15 protein-coding genes are annotated in these 18,906 nt (G+C 43.0%); 3 read left to right on the top strand and 12 right to left on the bottom strand.

Going from position 1 to position 18,906, the window contains the following annotated elements:
• Positions 1-18: 18 nt before the first annotated feature.
• The 4 genes from C1A12_RS02635 to C1A12_RS02620 form a co-directional block, all read right to left on the bottom strand.
• Positions 19-870, bottom strand: coding sequence for a transglutaminase family protein (locus tag C1A12_RS02635; protein WP_101842296.1), 852 nt, complete (start codon positions 868-870; stop codon positions 19-21).
• A 24-nt stretch (positions 871-894) separates the two neighbouring features.
• Positions 895-1,863: an alpha-E domain-containing protein gene (locus C1A12_RS02630; protein WP_101842295.1), complete on the bottom strand. Its 969-nt coding sequence runs from the start codon at positions 1,861-1,863 to the stop codon at positions 895-897.
• Positions 1,856-3,310: a circularly permuted type 2 ATP-grasp protein gene (locus C1A12_RS02625; protein WP_200816540.1), complete on the bottom strand. Its 1,455-nt coding sequence runs from the start codon at positions 3,308-3,310 to the stop codon at positions 1,856-1,858. Before C1A12_RS02625 ends, C1A12_RS02630 begins: the two co-directional genes overlap by 8 nt.
• A 132-nt stretch (positions 3,311-3,442) precedes the next feature.
• The gene (locus C1A12_RS02620; protein WP_101842294.1) at positions 3,443-4,378 is read right to left on the bottom strand and encodes an NADP-dependent oxidoreductase; all 936 of its coding nucleotides are present in this window, start codon (positions 4,376-4,378) and stop codon (positions 3,443-3,445) included.
• Between the two features lie 101 nt (positions 4,379-4,479).
• Between C1A12_RS02620 and recQ the strand changes: the two genes are divergently transcribed.
• The 3 genes from recQ (at position 4,480) to kynB (ending at position 8,596) form a co-directional block, all read left to right on the top strand.
• The gene (recQ, locus tag C1A12_RS02615) at positions 4,480-6,624 is read left to right on the top strand and encodes a DNA helicase RecQ (protein WP_101842293.1); all 2,145 of its coding nucleotides are present in this window, start codon (positions 4,480-4,482) and stop codon (positions 6,622-6,624) included.
• A 74-nt stretch (positions 6,625-6,698) separates the two neighbouring features.
• Positions 6,699-7,964, top strand: a complete 1,266-nt coding sequence (kynU, locus tag C1A12_RS02610) for a kynureninase (protein ID WP_101842292.1) — start codon at positions 6,699-6,701, stop codon at positions 7,962-7,964.
• A gap of 11 nt (positions 7,965-7,975) precedes the next feature.
• A complete protein-coding gene (kynB, locus tag C1A12_RS02605) occupies positions 7,976-8,596 on the top strand; it encodes an arylformamidase (protein WP_101842291.1) in 621 nt (206 codons plus the stop codon).
• Positions 8,597-8,795: 199 nt separating this feature from the next.
• Here the strand turns inward: kynB and C1A12_RS02600 are convergent, their stop codons facing one another.
• The 8 genes from C1A12_RS02600 to C1A12_RS02570 all read right to left on the bottom strand — a co-directional run bounded on the left by C1A12_RS02600 (position 8,796) and on the right by C1A12_RS02570 (position 18,815).
• Positions 8,796-10,334, bottom strand: a complete 1,539-nt coding sequence (locus tag C1A12_RS02600) for a BCCT family transporter (RefSeq protein ID WP_101842290.1) — start codon at positions 10,332-10,334, stop codon at positions 8,796-8,798.
• A gap of 132 nt (positions 10,335-10,466) precedes the next feature.
• Complete coding sequence (locus C1A12_RS21190; protein WP_200816539.1) at positions 10,467-10,640, bottom strand: hypothetical protein; 174 nt, start codon at positions 10,638-10,640, stop codon at positions 10,467-10,469.
• Positions 10,641-11,154: 514 nt separating this feature from the next.
• Positions 11,155-12,405, bottom strand: a complete 1,251-nt coding sequence (locus tag C1A12_RS02595) for an aminopeptidase (protein ID WP_101842289.1) — start codon at positions 12,403-12,405, stop codon at positions 11,155-11,157.
• A 116-nt stretch (positions 12,406-12,521) separates the two neighbouring features.
• Entirely contained in the window at positions 12,522-14,420 is a 1,899-nt protein-coding gene (locus C1A12_RS02590) for an ABC-F family ATP-binding cassette domain-containing protein (RefSeq protein WP_101842288.1), read from the bottom strand.
• 116 nt (positions 14,421-14,536) lie between these two features.
• Positions 14,537-15,952 carry a sodium:alanine symporter family protein gene (locus tag C1A12_RS02585; protein ID WP_101842287.1) on the bottom strand — a complete coding sequence of 472 codons (1,416 nt, stop codon included), beginning with the start codon at positions 15,950-15,952 and terminating at the stop codon, positions 14,537-14,539.
• 264 nt (positions 15,953-16,216) lie between these two features.
• Positions 16,217-16,729 carry an acyl-CoA thioesterase gene (locus tag C1A12_RS02580; protein WP_101842286.1) on the bottom strand — a complete coding sequence of 171 codons (513 nt, stop codon included), beginning with the start codon at positions 16,727-16,729 and terminating at the stop codon, positions 16,217-16,219.
• Between the two features lie 47 nt (positions 16,730-16,776).
• Entirely contained in the window at positions 16,777-18,123 is a 1,347-nt protein-coding gene (locus C1A12_RS02575; protein WP_101842285.1) for a cell wall metabolism sensor histidine kinase WalK, read from the bottom strand.
• Positions 18,120-18,815: a response regulator transcription factor gene (locus C1A12_RS02570; RefSeq protein WP_101842284.1), complete on the bottom strand. Its 696-nt coding sequence runs from the start codon at positions 18,813-18,815 to the stop codon at positions 18,120-18,122. Before C1A12_RS02570 ends, C1A12_RS02575 begins: the two co-directional genes overlap by 4 nt.
• Positions 18,816-18,906: the final 91 nt, after the last annotated feature.

The following is an 18,906-nucleotide window of genomic DNA, read 5'->3' as shown; positions in this document are numbered from 1 at the left end:
GCAACATTGGCAACGATACTATTGATCCAGTAAAGTCACACTTACTTTCACCTCTGAGTGCTGTCCCCCGCCCCGGTAAACTCCCTGCAGTGGACTCACATCTGCATAATCTCTGCCAGTGCCAATTCGAATATGATTTTCCAGCGCTTCCACATTATTAGTAGGGTCCAGGCCAACCCACCCAATACCCGGGATCATTACTTCTACCCAGGCATGAGTAGCGGCATCGCCAATAAGAGCCGAATTTTCTCCTACATAAAGATAACCACTGACGTACCTTGCGGGAATCCCTTTATCCCTTAGGACTCCAAGCATTATATGGGTGTAATCCTGACAAACACCTGCTCTCAGCGGCCACGACTCATGAGCCTTTGTTCCCACCTGTGTCGACGTCCCGTCATATAAAATCGAACGATGAAGAAACTCCATCAAATCGATAGGAAACTGAATCGGATCATTTGCCTCACCGATAGCATTCGTAATTTCAGTAATGTGATCTTTATATAAAAAAGTGTACGGAGTGTCATTTAAATAAGGCAAATAGTGCTCATGAAACAGGTCAGAGTGGAAAATTTCCCGCATTTCATCCGTATATTTTAACAGGTGGATAAACGGGCTTTTCTGAATGCTTACAGTAGAGATGGTCTTCACAATTAAATCTTTATGTTTATGAGCAATAAAGAATGACTCTACATGGTTCCCCCATAAGTCCACATGCTCCTTCGTTAAGGATGCAGGAGTGATTTCCGTCCGATAGGAAATCAACCGTTGACATTCATCAGTGCGAGGTTTTAAACGAACCGTATTCATACTCTGATCCACATCGTTGTCGTAGTAAAATGAGTTCGTATGCTCGATTTGATACTTCATCGTCTTTCTCTCCTTCTTACCCTTTCAATGACTGGAGTGTACAGGCTCCACTAAATAATAAGTCTGTGAAAACACACGGCTTATCCTATGGCAGTTATCCTGGAAGTTATCAAGGAAGTTCATTAGTTCTTCCATACCCATATTGGCAATATCGGTCCTGCCGATTTCTTCCTGTATCCCTGCTAATATTTGAAACAATTCCTCCGAATAATGAGAAATCCTTCCTGATTCTAGATTATGAACAGCCTGAAGGATATGATCCACACAATAACGAATCGAACGTGGGAAATCCTTGTTTTCAATTAAAAATGTAAGCACATCCTTTGGATTCATTGTAGGCGGATTCTCTTTAATATAGGAGTCATATCCGTTTACAATTTGCAAAGCGGTCAGCCAGTAATAATAATTCTCAGATGCCGTATTATACTTTTCTTTTAAGGTTTTCTCACAGATCACATTTAACAAGCGTGCTGTCTTCTCAGCACGTTCAATCCATTTTCCGACTTTAATAAAAGTGTATGGAATCCCCCTTGTCATAGTGGATTCAATTATCCCCTGAGCAGTCATGGACATAAGTATAATGTCTTTTAGCTGCTCCTGAGTGGTTTGTGGGGTCATAGGCTGGTCCTGTTCCGCCTGCTTATCTAAATAAAATTGGTTAATAAGCTGCCAAAGCTCGTCAGGGATATGATCACGAGTTGCTTTAGCGTTTTCCCGTGCAAAGACGATATTGTTTTGCAAAGAATTAATATTTGCAGGGCTCCACGTAATATGATGAATTACTGTATCACGATTTAACCTTGCATACCTTTCATAATATTCTTCTTTCGAAGCGCATATTTCTAAAATTTCTTCCCAGTCTCGATGCATGACATCTTGATCTGAGGTCTCCAGCATCTGGATGAGCTGGGTACTTAGTATTCTGGCATTGTTCTCCGCACGTTCAATATTGCGAGCCATCCAGTATAGTGAATCAGCTACACGGCTAAGCATGATTCATTCCTCCTTCTGCTAATACCCATGTGTCTTTTCCACCGCCGCCTTGCGAGGAATTAACTACCAGCGATCCTTTTTTTAATGCGACACGCGACAGTCCTCCCGGGAGCACATGGGGTTCTATCCCATTCATAACAAAGACTCTTAAATCCACGTGACATGGATAAAACTCGCCCTTTTGATAAGCCGGGGCTCTGGAAAGCTTAATTGTAGGCTGAGCTATATACTGGCCTGGTGTTTCAATAATTTTTCTACGAAAAACGCTGCGTTCCTCTTCCGTGGAATGGGGACCGATCAGCATATCATAGCCTCCGGAAGCGCCGACATTTTTAACGACTAGCTCTTCTAAGTGGTCCAGTACATAATCTAATTGTTCCGGGTCTCTTAAGAAATAAGTATCTACATTTTTAATAATCGGCTCTTCTCCTAAGTAATACCGGATCATATCAGGGACATAGGCATACATTGCTTTATCATCAGCAACACCGTTTCCGATGCCGTTTAATATAGCTACATTCCCTTTTCTATAGGCTCGCAGCAGCCCGTTCACCCCTAACACAGAGTCGGGACGGAATGCTTCAGGATCTAAGAATTCATCATCGATTCTCCGATAAATGATGTCGACTTGCTTTAAACCACGAATCGTTTTCATATATACAATGTCGTCTTTAACAACCAAGTCACGTCCTTCCACTAACTGAATACCCATCTGCTGTGCTAAGAAGACATGGTCATAATAAGCAGAGTTGTACATCCCGGGTGTAAGCAGCACCGCACATGGCTGGCCCTGGCGCTTAGCAGGTACGTGACTGATTAGAGCTCCATGCAGATCTTTAAATTGGTGCTCTAACGTTCGAATCGAATGCTGAAAAAATAACTCAGGGTATACCTGCCTCATCACATAACGGTTCTGAAAAACATAGGACATACCTGAAGGATTTCTCAAGTTATCCTCAAGTACACGATATTCTCCATGCTCGTCCCGAATCAAATCAATCCCGGCGAGGAAAATATGGTTTCGCAGCGGGATCTCTAAACCTGAAACCTGTTTATGATAATAGTGCGGATTCTCAGTAATCAGCTCTGCTGGAATAATTCCGTCCTTCACTATTTCCTGGTCATGATACACATCATCCAGAAAGCGGTTAAGAGCCTCCATCCGCTGCTTCATCCCTCTTTCAATGTTCAGCCATTGCTTACTCGTAATAATAATGGGCACGAAATCAAACGGCATCGTTCGCTCCGTACCGCCTGCATCATTATACACCGTAAAGGTAATTCCTTGTCTTAAAAAGCTTAGTTGAGCAGTTTCGTGTTTTTCCTTAAGTTCCTTATCAGACAATTGCTCAATCAGCTGATAAAAAGAATCATAATGCGGCTTAGGATTCCCTGCTTGGTCCATCATTTCATCAAAAAAAGTACCCGACTGATAATTTTTCAACAATTATTACGCCTCCCCATGCGTACCTTATGTAGAAAACTATACCCTATAAATCGGGCGAATAGTCAAAAAACTTTTTAATAAATTTCTTACTCAATAAAAAATCCGAACCGTAATGGTCCGGATCTTACATTATTATGGTATAGTTATAACAATCTTACCTGTCGCATGGTGAGATTCACTCAGCTGATGAGCCTCTCTTAACCCTTCCTCTGTTAAAGGAAAACGATGGCCCACTTTAGAGATCATCTTCCCTTCTATCATTAAATTGGCTAATTGGGCGAGCTTCTCACCATCAGGTTCAAGCCATTCAAACCCAGCTTTCACCCCATATTCTTCTGCCATTTTTTCATCAGGAGCCTGGACAATAGAAGCTAAACGGCCCCCTTTTTTCAGCACGCCAAAGCTTTTCTCCTGGATTTCTCCTCCTAACGTATCTAAGACGATATCAAAATCTTCCAGCACTTCAGAGAAATCCTCTTCCTGATAATTAATAAAACGGTCTACTCCTAATTGCTCCACCCACTCTTTGTTTTTGATGCTTGCTGTTGCTGCTACGTATGCTCCAAATGATTTCGCAATTTGTATGGCATAATGACCGACCCCTCCTGAGCCTGCATGAACCAGCACTTTATCTCCTTCCTTGATCTCTGCGAAATCGACTAAGCACTGTCTCGCTGTTAAACCAGCCAGAGGAACAGCCGCCGCCTGTTCATAGGATATTTCATCCGGAAGGTGAGAAAGCACATGCTCATCGATAGCTGTATACTCCGCATACGTTCCCAGCCTGGATAGTTCGGGGCGGGCAAATACACGATCCCCCACTTTAAATTTTTGGACGTCTGAGCCTGTTTCTTTAACAACGCCGGCGGCATCCCAGCCAAGTATTATCGGGAAGTCAAAATCAAGCATGTCTTTTAAATAACCTTCTCTAAGCTTCCAATCAATGGGGTTAATAGAAGTTGCATGAAGCTCTACCAGGACTTGATTACTTTTTATTTCAGGAGTCGAAACTTCTTTTTCTACAAGTTGTTCCTTACCTCCATATTGCTCTATAACTATAGCTTTCAATCGCCACACTCCTCTGTAGTAAATCTCTTAACATTTTTCCCCTATCCATTGATTTAAAACATGTTAAGATAGGTAAAGCATTGAAAAAGGATGATCGAAACATGATAGAAAAAGCACAACGTTTATTGGAAGAATATTACGGATTTACTTCTTTTCGCACAGGTCAGAAAGAAGCCATTGAAGCCGTGTTACATCAGCAAAACACATTAGCTGTAATGCCGACGGGCGGAGGAAAGTCATTATGTTATCAAATCCCGGGCATGACGTTAGATGGTACTGCTGTCATTATATCGCCGCTGATTTCCTTAATGAAAGATCAAGTAGACGCTTTAACTTCCTATGGGATTCCAGCTACTTACATCAACAGTTCTCTCTCTTTTGAGGAACAGCGTGAACGAATGAACAACATCAAAGAAGGACGCTACAAATTTGTGTATGCCGCACCAGAACGATTTGATTCTTCTTCTTTCCTTGCAGCCATTAAACAAGTCAAGCTGTCTTTAGTCGCCTTTGATGAAGCCCACTGTATTTCACAATGGGGACATGACTTCAGACCGAGCTATCGATCGATTGTTCAAACGCTTGACCAAATACCGAATCTCCCTGTCGTTATGGGGCTTACAGCTACCGCAACTCAAGAAGTGATACGTGATATCAAACAATTAATCCGCGTAAATGATGAAGCTGTAATCAATACCGGCTTTGCTCGTGATAACCTTTCTTTTCGAGTGATTAAAGGAAGAGACAAGCGTGATTTCCTTCTCGAATATTTAGAGCAGCGGTCATCTGAAGCAGGAATTATTTATACAGCTACTCGTAAAGACGCCGATCATCTGCAGAACTTTCTTGAAAAGAAAGGGTATTCTATCGGAAAATATCATGCTGGAATGTCCGAACAGCAGCGAAAGCAAGTGCAGAGCGATTTTGTACAGGATGAAATCACTACCATTGTAGCTACGAACGCCTTTGGAATGGGAATTGATAAATCAAATGTTCGCTATGTCATTCATTATTCGATGCCTATGAATATTGAATCTTATTATCAGGAGGCCGGTCGTGCGGGTCGCGATGGAGAACCCGGGGATTGTGTCTTACTCTATTCCGGTCAGGATATTCATTTACAGCGTTTCCTAATTGATCAGTCGATGATGGAAGAAGACAAGAAGCGGGATGAGTTTGGGAAGCTGCAGTCTATGGTTAATTATTGCCATACCCACATGTGCCTTCAACAGTACATTCTCGATTACTTCGATGATCCGAACCACCATAAGCCTTGTGAGAAGTGTTCCAACTGTCTTCACGAAGGTGAGGAAAAAGATATGACGCGTGAAGCTCAAATGGTACTCTCCTGTGTAAAACGTATGGGAGAACGGTTTGGAGCAGGCTTAACTGCAAAAGTATTAAAAGGGTCCTCTGACCAGAAGGTTAAACAGTTTAAGTTTCACAATCTCTCTACCTTTGGGATCTTACCAGAGTATACGGAAAAAGCATTAACCCAGTTTATTAATTTTCTTATTTCAGAGGGGCTTCTCACTCCCGGGCAAGGAAGATACCCAACACTTGGCCTAACCGAATCAGCCGTCAGCGTGCTGAAAGGAGAGCAGTCTGTTACTATGCTGGTGGAATCTACTACATCCGATACTGAAACAAACTATGACATAGAAAAGTTCGAAGTGCTGCGTTCATTGCGTAAGTCAATTGCAGATGAAGCAGGACTTCCCCCATACGTCATCTTCTCAGACGCCACCCTTAAGGAACTTACAGTTTATCTGCCGAAAAACCGTGAAGAGATGCTGCGCATTAAAGGAGTCGGGGAACAAAAATTCTCTCAGTATGGAGAAGCTTTCCTTAATATACTAGCTGACTGGGCAGAAACAGCGGATGAACGACCACCTCTTCCTAAACAAGGTGGATTCATGAAAAAGCAGACTCGGCAAACGGAAGAAGGGGCGAGCCATACAGCTTCCTTCAAAATGTGGCAGGAGCAAAACCTGACCATTGAAGAAATTGCCGAACAACGCGGCATGAGTGAACAAACGATAGAGAATCACTTATTTCGCTGCATGAAGGAAGGCGCCGACGTGGATTGGGAAGAATGGTTCTCCGATGGACAAGAAGAAGCAGTATTGATGGCTCACAGTAAGCTGGATGAGAAAAAGCTTAAACCCTTAAAGGAAAACCTGCCGGAGGAATATTCTTACCGGATGATCAAAGCTGTACTGGTCAAACATGGATATATGAATTAACGAGTCTAATGGACAGGCTCGTTTTTTTATTTATTACGGGAAAACTTATATACTTATAATCAGGAGGCGATTGAATGAAACGTGAAGATGTACAAAAACTTGATCAACTGGATAATCTAAGCCGCTTTAAACATGAATTTTACACCAGTCCGGATACATACTATATGGACGGCAACTCACTGGGTCTGCTCAGCAGGCGTGCTGAGAACACCCTGCTCACTTCCTTGAATGATTGGAAACTACATGCCATTGATGGATGGACAGAAGGACAGCAGCCCTGGTACTATATGTCAGAAAAAATTGGAGAACTAACCTCCCCATTGGTAGGAGCAAAACCTGAAGAAGTCATTAGTACCGGTTCCATTTCAACAAACATTCATCAGCTGTTGGCGACGTTCTATCAGCCAACAGGAAACCGAAAGAAAATCCTGGCCGATTCCTTAAACTTCCCTTCTGACATCTACGCCTTAAAAAGCCAGCTTGAGCTGCACGGTTATACCCCCGAGGAGGATCTCATCCAGGTACAAAGCAGTGATGGCTATACATTGAAAGAAGAAGATATCATCGAAGCGATGAGTGACGAAGTAGCTTTACTATTACTTCCTTCTGTTCTTTATCGCAGCGGCCAGCTGCTGGACATAAAAAAGATTACCCAGGCTGCCCATGAACGCAATATTATTGTCGGTTTTGATTTAGCCCATTCAATTGGGGCCCTCCCTCACAAGCTCCATGAATGGGAAGTTGATTTTGCCGTGTGGTGTACGTATAAATACTTAAACAGCGGCCCGGGAGGAGTGGGTGGTCTGTTTGTTCATGAAAAGCATCTGGGCCGTAAGCCGGGACTCGCCGGCTGGTTCAGTTCCAGTAAAGAGAAACAGTTTGATATGGACCATGACCTTACCCCTGCAGAAACGGCGGGTGCTTTTCAAATCGGCACTCCTCATATCTTAAGCTCTGCTCCGCTGCTAGGCTCGTTAGAAATTTTTCATGAGGCAGGGATTGAATCACTTCGAACTAAATCTCTCAAGCTGACCAGGCTGCTTATGGACCTAATTAAAGAACACTTAGTACCTTATGACTTTCGTATAGCTACACCTGAAGCAGAGGAACGACGCGGCGGACATGTCAGTGTGACCCACCCTCAAGCCGCAAGCATATGCAAGGCCTTAAAAAACGAAAGAGTGATCCCTGATTTCCGAGCTCCAAACGTAATCCGGCTTGCTCCGATTGCCCTCTATGTTTCGTTTGAAGACACGTATGATGTGGTATTGAAGTTAAAGGATATTATGGAAAATAATAAACACCAGCAATTCTCTAATCATCGAGGAACGATTGCCTAAGGAGGATATCCATGAAGCTGATAGATATATCAATGTCTCTAAATGCAAGAACTCCGGCATGGCCTGGAGATCAAGCTTTTCATTATAAACTCACGTGGGAGATGGAAAATACAGGGTCTGTTAATGTCGGGCAGTTTCAATCCAGCAACCATACAGGAACACATGTGGATGCTCCCTTTCACTACGACAATGACGGGGAAACGATAGGTGAGTTACCGATTGAACGATTTATCGGAGATGCACTTGTTGTAAATATGGAGGGAAAAAGTAAAATCGAGGCGAGCGACCTTGAGCCATTCCAGTTCGAGGCGGTAAATAAAGTGTTATTCCGTTCATTAAGCTGGGAAGACCGCTCCTCTTTCCCTGGTGAGTACACGGTGATCGCTGAAGATGTTGCTCCTTTCTTAAAGAAGAATGGCATCGACTTGATCGGCATCGATACTCCTTCCGTGGATCCGGAAACAAGTAAGGATCTTCCCGCTCATCAATCATTAAAAAAAGAAGATATTCTTATTTTAGAAGGCTTAGAGCTTAGTCACGTCGCTCCAGGAATTTATGAGCTTATGGCCTTTCCTCTGAAAATGGAGGAAGCAGACGGCAGCCCTGTGCGTGCCATTCTCCGCCATAAATAAGAAGCTAAGTAAAGCAAGGATAGCAAAAAACGCAGACTACTGTGCCGAAGTTCCTGCAGAAAAGCGCTCTTTGTTTTTTCAAAGAAGCTGAGGTTGTGCCCACGAAAAAGCAAAATATATTTTGGCACATAAATAATCCGAACTGATTTTCACAAAAATCGTTCGGATTATTTTATGCTTTATTTATTTTTGTCACCCATTATGATTTTTTACTTTTTACATTTTGCTCAGCAGCCATTTGCTTAGCAACTCGTGGAGCGAGCCACACAACAGGCAGAAGAATAAGAGATACAGGCACGGCCGTAACAACAATGAAATTCTGCAGCTGCGTAATCCCACTGTCGCCGGTAATTAAAAGAATCGCTGCAATAGCCCCCATAATAACCGACCAAAAGATTCGCAGCCAGCTTTTCGGGTTCCCTTCTCCCATTACAGCCATCGCGATGGTGTAAGACATCGAATCACTCGTAGTTACAACAAATAAAATAGTTAACAGTAAAAATAAAGGTGAAATAATAGAAGCCAGAGGGAATTGGTCAATGATCGCAAACATTGCCGCATGATTGCCCGCTTCATTTAATGCATTCGACACAGACCCCGGGTTGTTAAGTTCAAAGAATATTCCCGAGCCCCCGAGGATAGTAAACCAAAACGTCGAAATGATTGGTGCAAAAATAGAGACGGCAACAATAATTTCACGTATCGTACGCCCTCTGGAAATGCGGCTGACGAGTATCGCCATCATCGGACCGTAACCAATAAACCATCCCCAGAAAAAGACAGTCCACAGAGAAAGCCACTCTTGATCTCCTCTAAACGTACTCATAGGAATGAATTGATCGACATAATGACCGAAGGATGGAATAAAGTGATTTAGTATAAAGCCTCCCGGGCCAAAGAGCAGAATGAAGATCATTAATCCTAATGCCAACCTGACATTGAAACTGCTTAACAGCTGAATTCCTTTATATAAGCCTGTAACTGCGGAAACCGTCGAGATAAGAACGACTGCAATAATAATAGTAAATTGTGTGCTTAGTTGATCTGGTATGCCAAAGATGCTTTCTAATCCATAGCTTGCCTGCAGTCCTAAGAATCCAATCGGACCAATAGTACCTGCAGCTACAGCAATAATAGAGAATGCGTCGACCAGAGTACCAAACCAGCTGTCTCGAATCTTTTCACCAAAGATCGGATAAAGCAACGTTCTGGGTTTCATCGGCATTCCCTTCTCGTAATGCCCATACATCATAACAACTGCACTAATCGTTCCTAAGATGGCCCAGGCTAGAAATCCCCAGTGCATAAAGCTTTGAGACAGAGCTGAATTTACGGCTTCCTGTGTTCCCGCCTCGATACCGAGATCTGATAAATAAGGGGGAACCGTAAGGAAATGATACATAGGCTCAGCGGCAGCCCAGAAAACCCCGCCGCCCGCAAGTAGTGTGGCCATAATAATGGAGAGCCATTTAAACAGACTTAATTCAGGTTTCTCAGAGGCACCCATTTTAATTTTTCCATATTTTGAAAACGCAAGCCATAATCCCACAAAAAAAGTAGCAAGCATTAACAACTGCCAGAAAGTTCCGAAATAAGTAGCTGACCACTCAAATGTGGTACTGACAAAAGTTTCGATTCCATTGATATTAATAAGTGCAAACAGCACAAATAGCACTAATGCTCCACCGCTTATAATAAAGACAGGCCAGTCAATGCGGCCTGATTGTTGTTTGTTCATTTATAATCTCCTTATTTAGTAATTTCACACAAGATGTAACTCTATCATTCTGAGCAGCCTGCTGTAAATAAAAAAATGCAGAAAAAAGACTATAGCGCTTGCTCAGCTATAGTCTTCCTTCAAGTTTTGTTTTTATTTATTTTTCCCTACGATGTCTTCCCGTGCTTTGTGGCGTTCCTGGCAATCTTTGCACATCGTTACTTTGCCTTCCTGCTTTGTTCTTAATATAACACCACAGCTGCTGCATTTCCCAAAATTATTAGGGTTGGACTGAAATCCCGGAAGCTCACTCTCTGGGCCAGGCATAAGATTTCCTCCTTACTATTTACTATAACTGTCTATACCCCTTTCCTTTCCTATTAACCCTGGGAAATAAGTATTGAATAACGTCACCATTAAGCAGGCATTGTGTTCATCTGTTAGAACAAGAAAAGACACCGATCCAGTGAGGCCACTGAAAAAGTCCTTTCTAATCTAGAAGAGCTTTTAAAGTTTGTTGTTGCTTCTTTCGAATCGCTTATCGGTGGATGCTTGCCGAGGCTCGCGCTGTTCCCGCGACGCACCAGACGTGCTAGTGTCGATGTTGTCCACAGGACGTGGCCGGTTTTAATCGACCAGGCGTCTCCACCGAACGCTCATCGTGGCCTTAACAGAGGTAAAACGAAAAAGAGTGATTTTCTTTGATGGATAAAAGAAAGTCACTCTTTTTTCTTGGACAATGAAAAGAATACATAAAAGGGAGGGATTTTTTACACATCACTTGAAATCGTGCAGTTCTTCAGTGGCGTCATCCCAGTCGGCGTCTATTCCTTATGACCTTTTATTCATTAAAATTTAAAGCCCAGCTTCCTTTTCTCATTACCGGTTCCCTCGTACCATCTTTAAGGACTCCATCAATATCAAGTTCAGCGGAACCCATCATAAAGTCTACGTGGCTTAAACTATGATTTACTCCACTTTGATCAAGCTGTTCTTCATTCATGTTTGATCCGCCCTCCACGTTATTTGGATAAGCCTTTCCTAGCGCAAGATGACAGGAAGCATTCTCATCATAAAGCGTATTGTAGAAAATTAAACCCGATTGAGAGATAGGAGATTCATGCGGCACTAAAGCAAGTTCTCCTAGACGTTTAGAACCTTCATCTGTCTCAAGCAAATGCTTTAGCGTATCTTCCCCTTCTTCAGCTTTGTAGTCAACGACCTTGCCATTTTCGAAGGTAAGCGTAAAGCGGTCAATTACGTTACCTCCGTAATTTAACGGTTTCGTGCTTGCCACATGGCCGTTCACTCCGTATTTATGAGGAGCTGTAAACACTTCTTCAGTAGGCATGTTCGGGTTGAAGACAACTTTATCTTTTTCTGTTTTAGCAGAACCGCCTTTCCATACATGCCCTTGAGGAAGCTCCACTTCAAGGTCCGTGCCTGGAGCTGAATAAACGAGCTTATGGTATTGTTTACGGTTCAAAAATTCCCGCGCCTGCTGCAATGTTTGATTATGCTGTTCCCATGCTGCTACAGGATCATCCTGGTCAACCCGTACAATGCTGAAAATCTGTTCCCACAGCTGATCGACAGCTTCTTCTTCAGAACGCTCCGGGAATATTTTCTGTGCCCAGGCCGGAATCGGAATACTGACAATCGACCATTGGAGTCTGTCATTCATCGTATAATTTCGGAAGTTTGTCATCGCTTCCGCACGTGCCTTGTTTGCAGCAGCCACCTTGCCCGCGTCAATTCCTTTTAATAAGTCGGGGTCTGTAGAACGAATGGAGAGTACTGCCGCTCCTTCTTCACCGAAATAATCAAACATTTGACGCTGCCACTCAGGTACTTCTTTAAGGACTTCAACGTCTGCGTACTCATAGCGCATTCTGGTCAGCTCGTCGTCTCCCCAGACTATGTATACATCTTTCGCACCCATTTCATAGGCTTTTCTGGCCACGATTCTTGTAAATGGCGCCCCTTCTATATTTGAGTTAATCATTAGACGTTGATCATCCTGCAGATTCACACCAGTCTTTAATGCAAGCTCAGCGTATTTTTCTAATTTCTCCTGACTCGGAAACTTCATGTGAACGATCTCCCCTTGCTTTTTAGTTTTTGTGCATGTATCCGCTATCAATTATTCCATACCCTGACCACGAATACAAAAAAGAAACCTGAGTACAAGAACTCAGATTTCCTATTTTAACCCTGTTCAATCGATTCGATCAGCAATGATAACTCTTCCCACCGCTCCATTTTTTGTTCAAGGCTCATTTCTAACTCCTGTTTTTTGTGAGAAAGCTCTTCAACTTTACTGTAGTTTGTGGCTTCTTCCAGCATTTGATTATCTATTTCTTCGATCGCCGACTCAATTTCTGTAATTTCATCCTCGATCGTTTCCCACTCCTGTTTTTCCCTATAAGAGAGTTTCCGCTTACGATTTGTTCGTCTCGTTTTCTCTTGTTCAGACGGTGCGGAATCAACAGCCGTCTTTTCCGCTTTACTCTGCTCCTTAGATTGTAGATACTCCGAATAATTGCCATAATATCGTTCAACCTGCCCGGTTCCATCAAAAGCAAGCAGTTTATCTACCACTCGATCTAAGAAATATCGATCGTGGGAAACGGTAATCACCACACCAGGAAACTGCTCTAAATACTCCTCCAAAATCCCTAATGTTTCAGTATCTAAGTCATTCGTCGGCTCATCGAGAAACAAGACGTTCGGTTCCTTCATCAACACACGCAGCAGATACAGACGCCGCCGCTCTCCTCCTGACAGCCTGCGGATATACGTCCATTGTTTTTCACGAGAGAAAAGAAATCGTTCAAGCATTTGTTCAGCGGTGATCTCTTCCCCTTCTGCCGTAGAGATTACCTCCGCTACTTCTTTAATATACTCAATTACTTTAAGAGAACCATCAATTTCTTCGTGATCCTGTGTGTAATAACCAATCTTCACAGTGGACCCCGATGCTACCTCTCCTTGATCCGGATGAATACGCCCAGCCATGATATTCAGCAGCGTCGTTTTACCTGACCCATTGGGACCGATAATTCCGATACGTTCCTGAGGCACGACTAAATAACTGAATTGGTCGATCAGCTTCCGGCCTCCAAAAGAGTGAGTGATATCCTTTAATTCAAGTACCTGTTTTCCTAATCGCGTGGACCCAACCGACATGTCCACATCCTGTTTCTCGGTAGCAAAGCTCTGCTCCTGCATCGCTTCCACTCGCTGCTTGCGTGCCTTCTGCTTCGTCGTTCTTGCCTTAGCTCCACGCTTCAGCCAGGCCAGTTCCCTGCGCAAAGCATTCTGATGCTTCTCCTCCGCCTGGCGTTCCCACTCTTCTCGTTCGGCTTTCTTTTCCAGGAAGGTTTCATAGTTCCCTTCATACGTATAAAGGGTACCGCGATCCAGCTCGAAGATCAGGTTCGTCACACGATTGAGAAAATACCGATCGTGAGTGACCACCATTAAAGCGCCTCTAAATTGAGCCAAGTACCCTTCCAGCCACTCAATCGTTTCATTATCAAGGTGGTTGGTCGGCTCATCGAGCAGCAGGAGATCAGCCGGTTGAATAAGTGCTTTCGCAATCGCTACTCGTTTTTTCTGACCACCGGACAACTCTCCCGTCTTTTTATCAAACGCTTCTACACCCAGCTTCGTTAAGATCATCTTTGCTGTAGTATTGGCTTCCCAGGCTTCACATTCATCCATCTTCTGCTGTAAACTGAGCAGCTTCTCCTGGAGTTTCGTATTCTCTGGATCAGCAGACAGCTGCTGCAACACTTGTTCATACGATCGAATGGTTACCATAACCTCAGACTGGCCATAATAGATTTGTTCCAGTACCGTTCGTTCAGGGTCAAGTTCAGGTTCCTGTGGTAAATATTCCAGCGAAAAATCTTTTGCATGCTGTTTACTTCCGGTATCCCCGGTTTCGATATCAGCCATAATTTTCATCAGTGTTGATTTTCCTGTTCCATTTACTCCAATTAAGCCTATTCTCTGACCTTTAGATATTGTAAAAGATATATGATCAAACAGCGTCTGGTCACCATAAGATTTACTAACATTTTCAACTGATAAAATACTCATCCTGATCACCCTTTGTATGACAATCTATTCCTACTTTATCATAAGGACGCCTCTTGAGCCTAAAACAAAAGAAAAAAGAGCTGCGTTGCAGTGATTGAGCAACGCAGCTCTTTGAGTCAGGATTCTTTTTGTGAAGATTGATCACGGCGCCAGTACTCCATACCTTCTACGCCGGGAAGATGATCCTGATAAAACACAGGATCTTTTCCATTCTTACGTTGACGGGTGTAATCCTTAATCGCCGCATAAGCTACTTTAGAAAGCATGAAGATCGCGAATAAGTTAATTAAAGCCATGATTCCCATCGTCAAATCAGCAAGTGACCAGACGAGACCAAATTCAGCGACAGCCCCAAATAGAACCATTGCTAATACAGCAAGTCTGTACACTAAAATGTTACCGGAGCTCTGTTTAATAAATTCCAGATTCGTTTCTCCATAATAATAATTACCGATAATCGAGCTGAACGCAAATAGGAAAATCGCTACTGCAATAAAAATGGCAGCCCAGGTCCCCAGCTGGGTTTCAAATGCCAATTGGGTAATTTGAATCCCTTCCAATTCGGTATTTGTATATTCATTAGAGAAAAGGATGATCACGGCTGTGGCGCTGCAGATAAGCAGTGTATCTGTAAATACACCCAACGTCTGGATCAACCCCTGCTTTACAGGGTGAGTAACTTCAGAGGTGGCAGCCGCGTTTGGAGCACTACCCATTCCGGCCTCATTTGAAAACAGTCCGCGCTGAATCCCGATTAGAATCATTCCTCCAAAGGTTCCTCCTGCAAATTCTCTAAAACCAAAGGCACTTTGAAATATCATAGAAAACATTTCTGGTACTTGAGAAATATTATCGAAAAAGACGAACAACGCTAGAATAATATAAAAAACGGCCATAATCGGAATAATAAATTGTGTCACCTGGGCAATGCGTTTTAAACCACCGAATATCACAAGGGCTACAATGACGGTCAGCAAAATACCCATGCCCCATCTGCCTATATCAAAGGATTCTTCAAAGGCAAGCCGAATCGTGTTAGATTGAACTGAACTAAACACGAGACCGTATGTGAATATGATGGTAATCGCAAAAACAATCCCAAGGGTGCGGTTTTTTAAACCTTTTTCCATGTAATATGCCGGACCACCACGATACTGATTTTTCTCAGGCACCTTGTATACCTGAGCCAGGGTGCTTTCAATAAAACTTGAAGCTCCTCCTAACACAGCAACCATCCACATCCAAAAAATAGCGCCGGGTCCCCCTATCGAAATAGCAGCAGCAACGCCTGCTAAGTTTCCTGTTCCAACACGCGAAGCTGTACTAATCGCAAACGCCTGAAACGGGGATGTCCCTTTTTTTCCTTTAGCAGAAACCGCCCTTTTATCAAATAACACACGAAACATTTCCGGTATGTACGTAAACTGAGCAAACTTCAACCTTATACTAAAGTATAACCCAAGACCAAGCAGTACGATAACGAGAACATACTCCCAAATAATTGCATTTAAAAAACCAATAACGCTTTCCACACCTTACACCTCCAAATATTGTAATAAACGACAATCAATCTTCACTTCCCTCTTCTACCATTAATGAAACGGACTTCCCACACATAAAAATACTTTATCAATAAAACCACGAGGTGAAAACACTTTAATCAGAAATACAGGAATATAGTCTTAGAGAAAGGAATAAGTCCAAGGCTTAAAAACGAACACAACCTCCGTGGAAAGCTGAGCACCAGCCTTCCACGGAGGTTGTTAGCAGGAAAGTCTTTATCAGTTCTCCCCCTCTTACTTCCAGGGGAGATTGGTTCCGAACATTTCAGCCAGTTCTTTTGATTCTTTTCTTCTGGCTTTCCGGTGTTCATGGCGCTTTGGCGCACCTTCGTGCAGCCATTTTTCTTCGTCTGATTCAGGGTATACACTAGGTACGGTAACCGGCTGATTATTTTCATCAACTGCCACCATCGATAGAAAAGCAGTTGTACATAATTTACGTTCGCCGGTCAGCAGGTTTTCCGTAACTGCTTTAACGAACACTTCCATGGATGTATTATGTGTCCAGGTGACAAATCCTTCTAAACAAATTGTATCTCCTTCAAATACAGGGTGAAGAAAGTCTACTGAATCTGTTGAAGCTGTAACAACAGGTCTGCGGCAGTGACGTACTGAAGCAATTGCCGCAACATCGTCAATATAGGCCATCAACTTCCCTCCGAACAACGTTCCATGACTGTTTGTATCTGGCGGAAGCACGTGTGAATTTTTGACTGCTAGTGAATCAATACAAGGTTTGGCGTCCATTTGTATTCCTCTCTTTCCTGTGGAATCGTTCCCTGTTTAGTATACCATCATTGTCTATCTTCAAACCTTTTACTCAATTGGATTTCGAAAGTCGCTCCGTTTCCATTATTATTCTCAGCCTTAATCGTTCCACCGCTCCGTTCAATGATGGCTCGTGAAATAGCGAGACCCAGCCCGGTTTCTCCTTGTTTGCCTTTAATGAATCTCTGAAACAACTGTGGCAGCAACTCTTCTGGTATCCCATCTCCATCATCAATAACTTTAACAGCGATACGCTCTCCGGAAACATGAGTATCAATCCGTACTTTTTTGTGGGCATGCCTTACTGCGTTTCCTATGATATTAATAAAAGCCTGCAGAATTCGTTCTCGATCCACAAAACTATAAAAAGTATTCTCTCCACTGTAATGCAGGTCCACCCCTTTTTCATTCGCTAATGGAAAAAGCCGATCCTTTGCCTGAATAACGACCTCTGCTACGTTCACGGTTTCTGGCTGATACACATCTTCACTACTGTCAAGCTTTGCCAACAGAATCATCTCATTAACAATTTTCTTAAGACGCTCCGTCTCACTTACCATGACATCCAAACCTCGTTCGGCCTCTTCTCCTTCGAAAATTCCATCCCGAATTCCTTCTGCATAGCCCTGGATGGACATGAGGGGTGTTTTTAATTCATGAGAAGCGTTTTGGAAGAATTGTTTTTGTGAATTGATATAACGTTCCAATTCCTCTGCCATGTGACGTACACTTCGCTCTACCTCTTTTATTTCACCGCTTGATTTCACAGGCTGTACCTGATTAAATTTACGTTTTTCAATCTTCTTTACTTCTTTCTGCAAGTGACTAAGAGGGGTCACTAATCGGTTGGTCATAAAATAACTTACTGCCAGAGCAAGCAGCAACCCGATAATGATAATACGAATCATACGCTGTGCGAATGCATTTTGTACAATTTGTAAGTCGTCAAGAGGAGTGACCATGACTAGAATTCGCTGCGAGCTGTTTGGGGCTACCCCGATATTATACACGACGTAGCTTTCTCCCTGGCTTTCCCAAACTTCTTCATCATATAGTTCTTCTTCATACCGATCAAGCCAGTCGACCGCTGTTTCTGCCGGCAATGTACTGAACAATACTTCTTCCCGGTTTAAATCAAAAAGAAGCAGCGGGTAATTCTGATCCTGCACAAGCTGAGTCAACTGCGGCAGCCTCACAGAAGCATCCTGTTCTTCTGTAATCTGCTTTAAAAGTTCCGCCCGTTCCTCAAGCTGAGCTCGCTCGTCTTGTATCAGCATATCCATGATTAAAGAGTAAATAAAGAAAACCGTGATTGTCATAACAATAAGAATCACGGCAGCAAAAGCTGCATTTAACTGGTACTGCAGCTTCATGACGAATCACGGCTGCTGCGGAGACGATAACCATGTCCCCACACTGTTTCTAATGGTAAGTCTTTCATTTTCTTACGTATTCTTTTTACGAGATCGTCGACGGCACGATCACTGCCAAAATAGTCTTCTCCCCACACTTTAATAAGCAGCTCTTCCCGGCTGTAAGCCCGATTTTCGTGCTCAGCAAGGATTTTTAATAAATCGTATTCTTTTGTCGTGACTTCTACTTCTTTTCCACGAAAATATGCACTCCGCTCCGTTTCATTTAAGGCCAAAGGACCAGCTTCAATAACAGCAGCCGTTTCTTCTTTTGCTTCTGGTTTCATGACTGTCCACCTTTTAAGCTGGCGCTTAACCCGGGCTACCAGTTCCCTTGGACTGAACGGCTTGGTTAGATAATCATCACCGCCTAATTCAAGACCGAGGATTTTGTCTACTTCCTCGTCTTTAGCGGAAATAATTATAATCGGAACTTCAGAAGTCTGCCGAATTCTTTTACAAAATTCATAACCGTCGATCCCCGGCAGCATGATATCCAGCACCCATAAATCAGGCGGAGAGTGCTGAAAATATTCCCAAGCTTTTTCTGCAGTGTCTAAAGCTTCTACCTGATACCCTTCTTTATTTAAATAAGCAGTGACAATGTCACGAATATTTGGGTCATCCTCTACCACACCTATTGTTCGGTTCATACAATTCCTCCTTACATTTAGGATTCTATAACCATTTTCGCATATTTTACACCAAACGAGCTCCATTACATACTTTTTCCACAATTACTCC

The organism is Halobacillus sp. Marseille-P3879 (genome assembly GCF_900240285.1).
Taxonomy (GTDB): Bacteria; Bacillota; Bacilli; order Bacillales; family Halobacillaceae; genus Halobacillus_A.
Note: the sequence above shows the minus strand (reverse complement) of the source record. Positions and strands in the feature narration are given on the sequence as shown.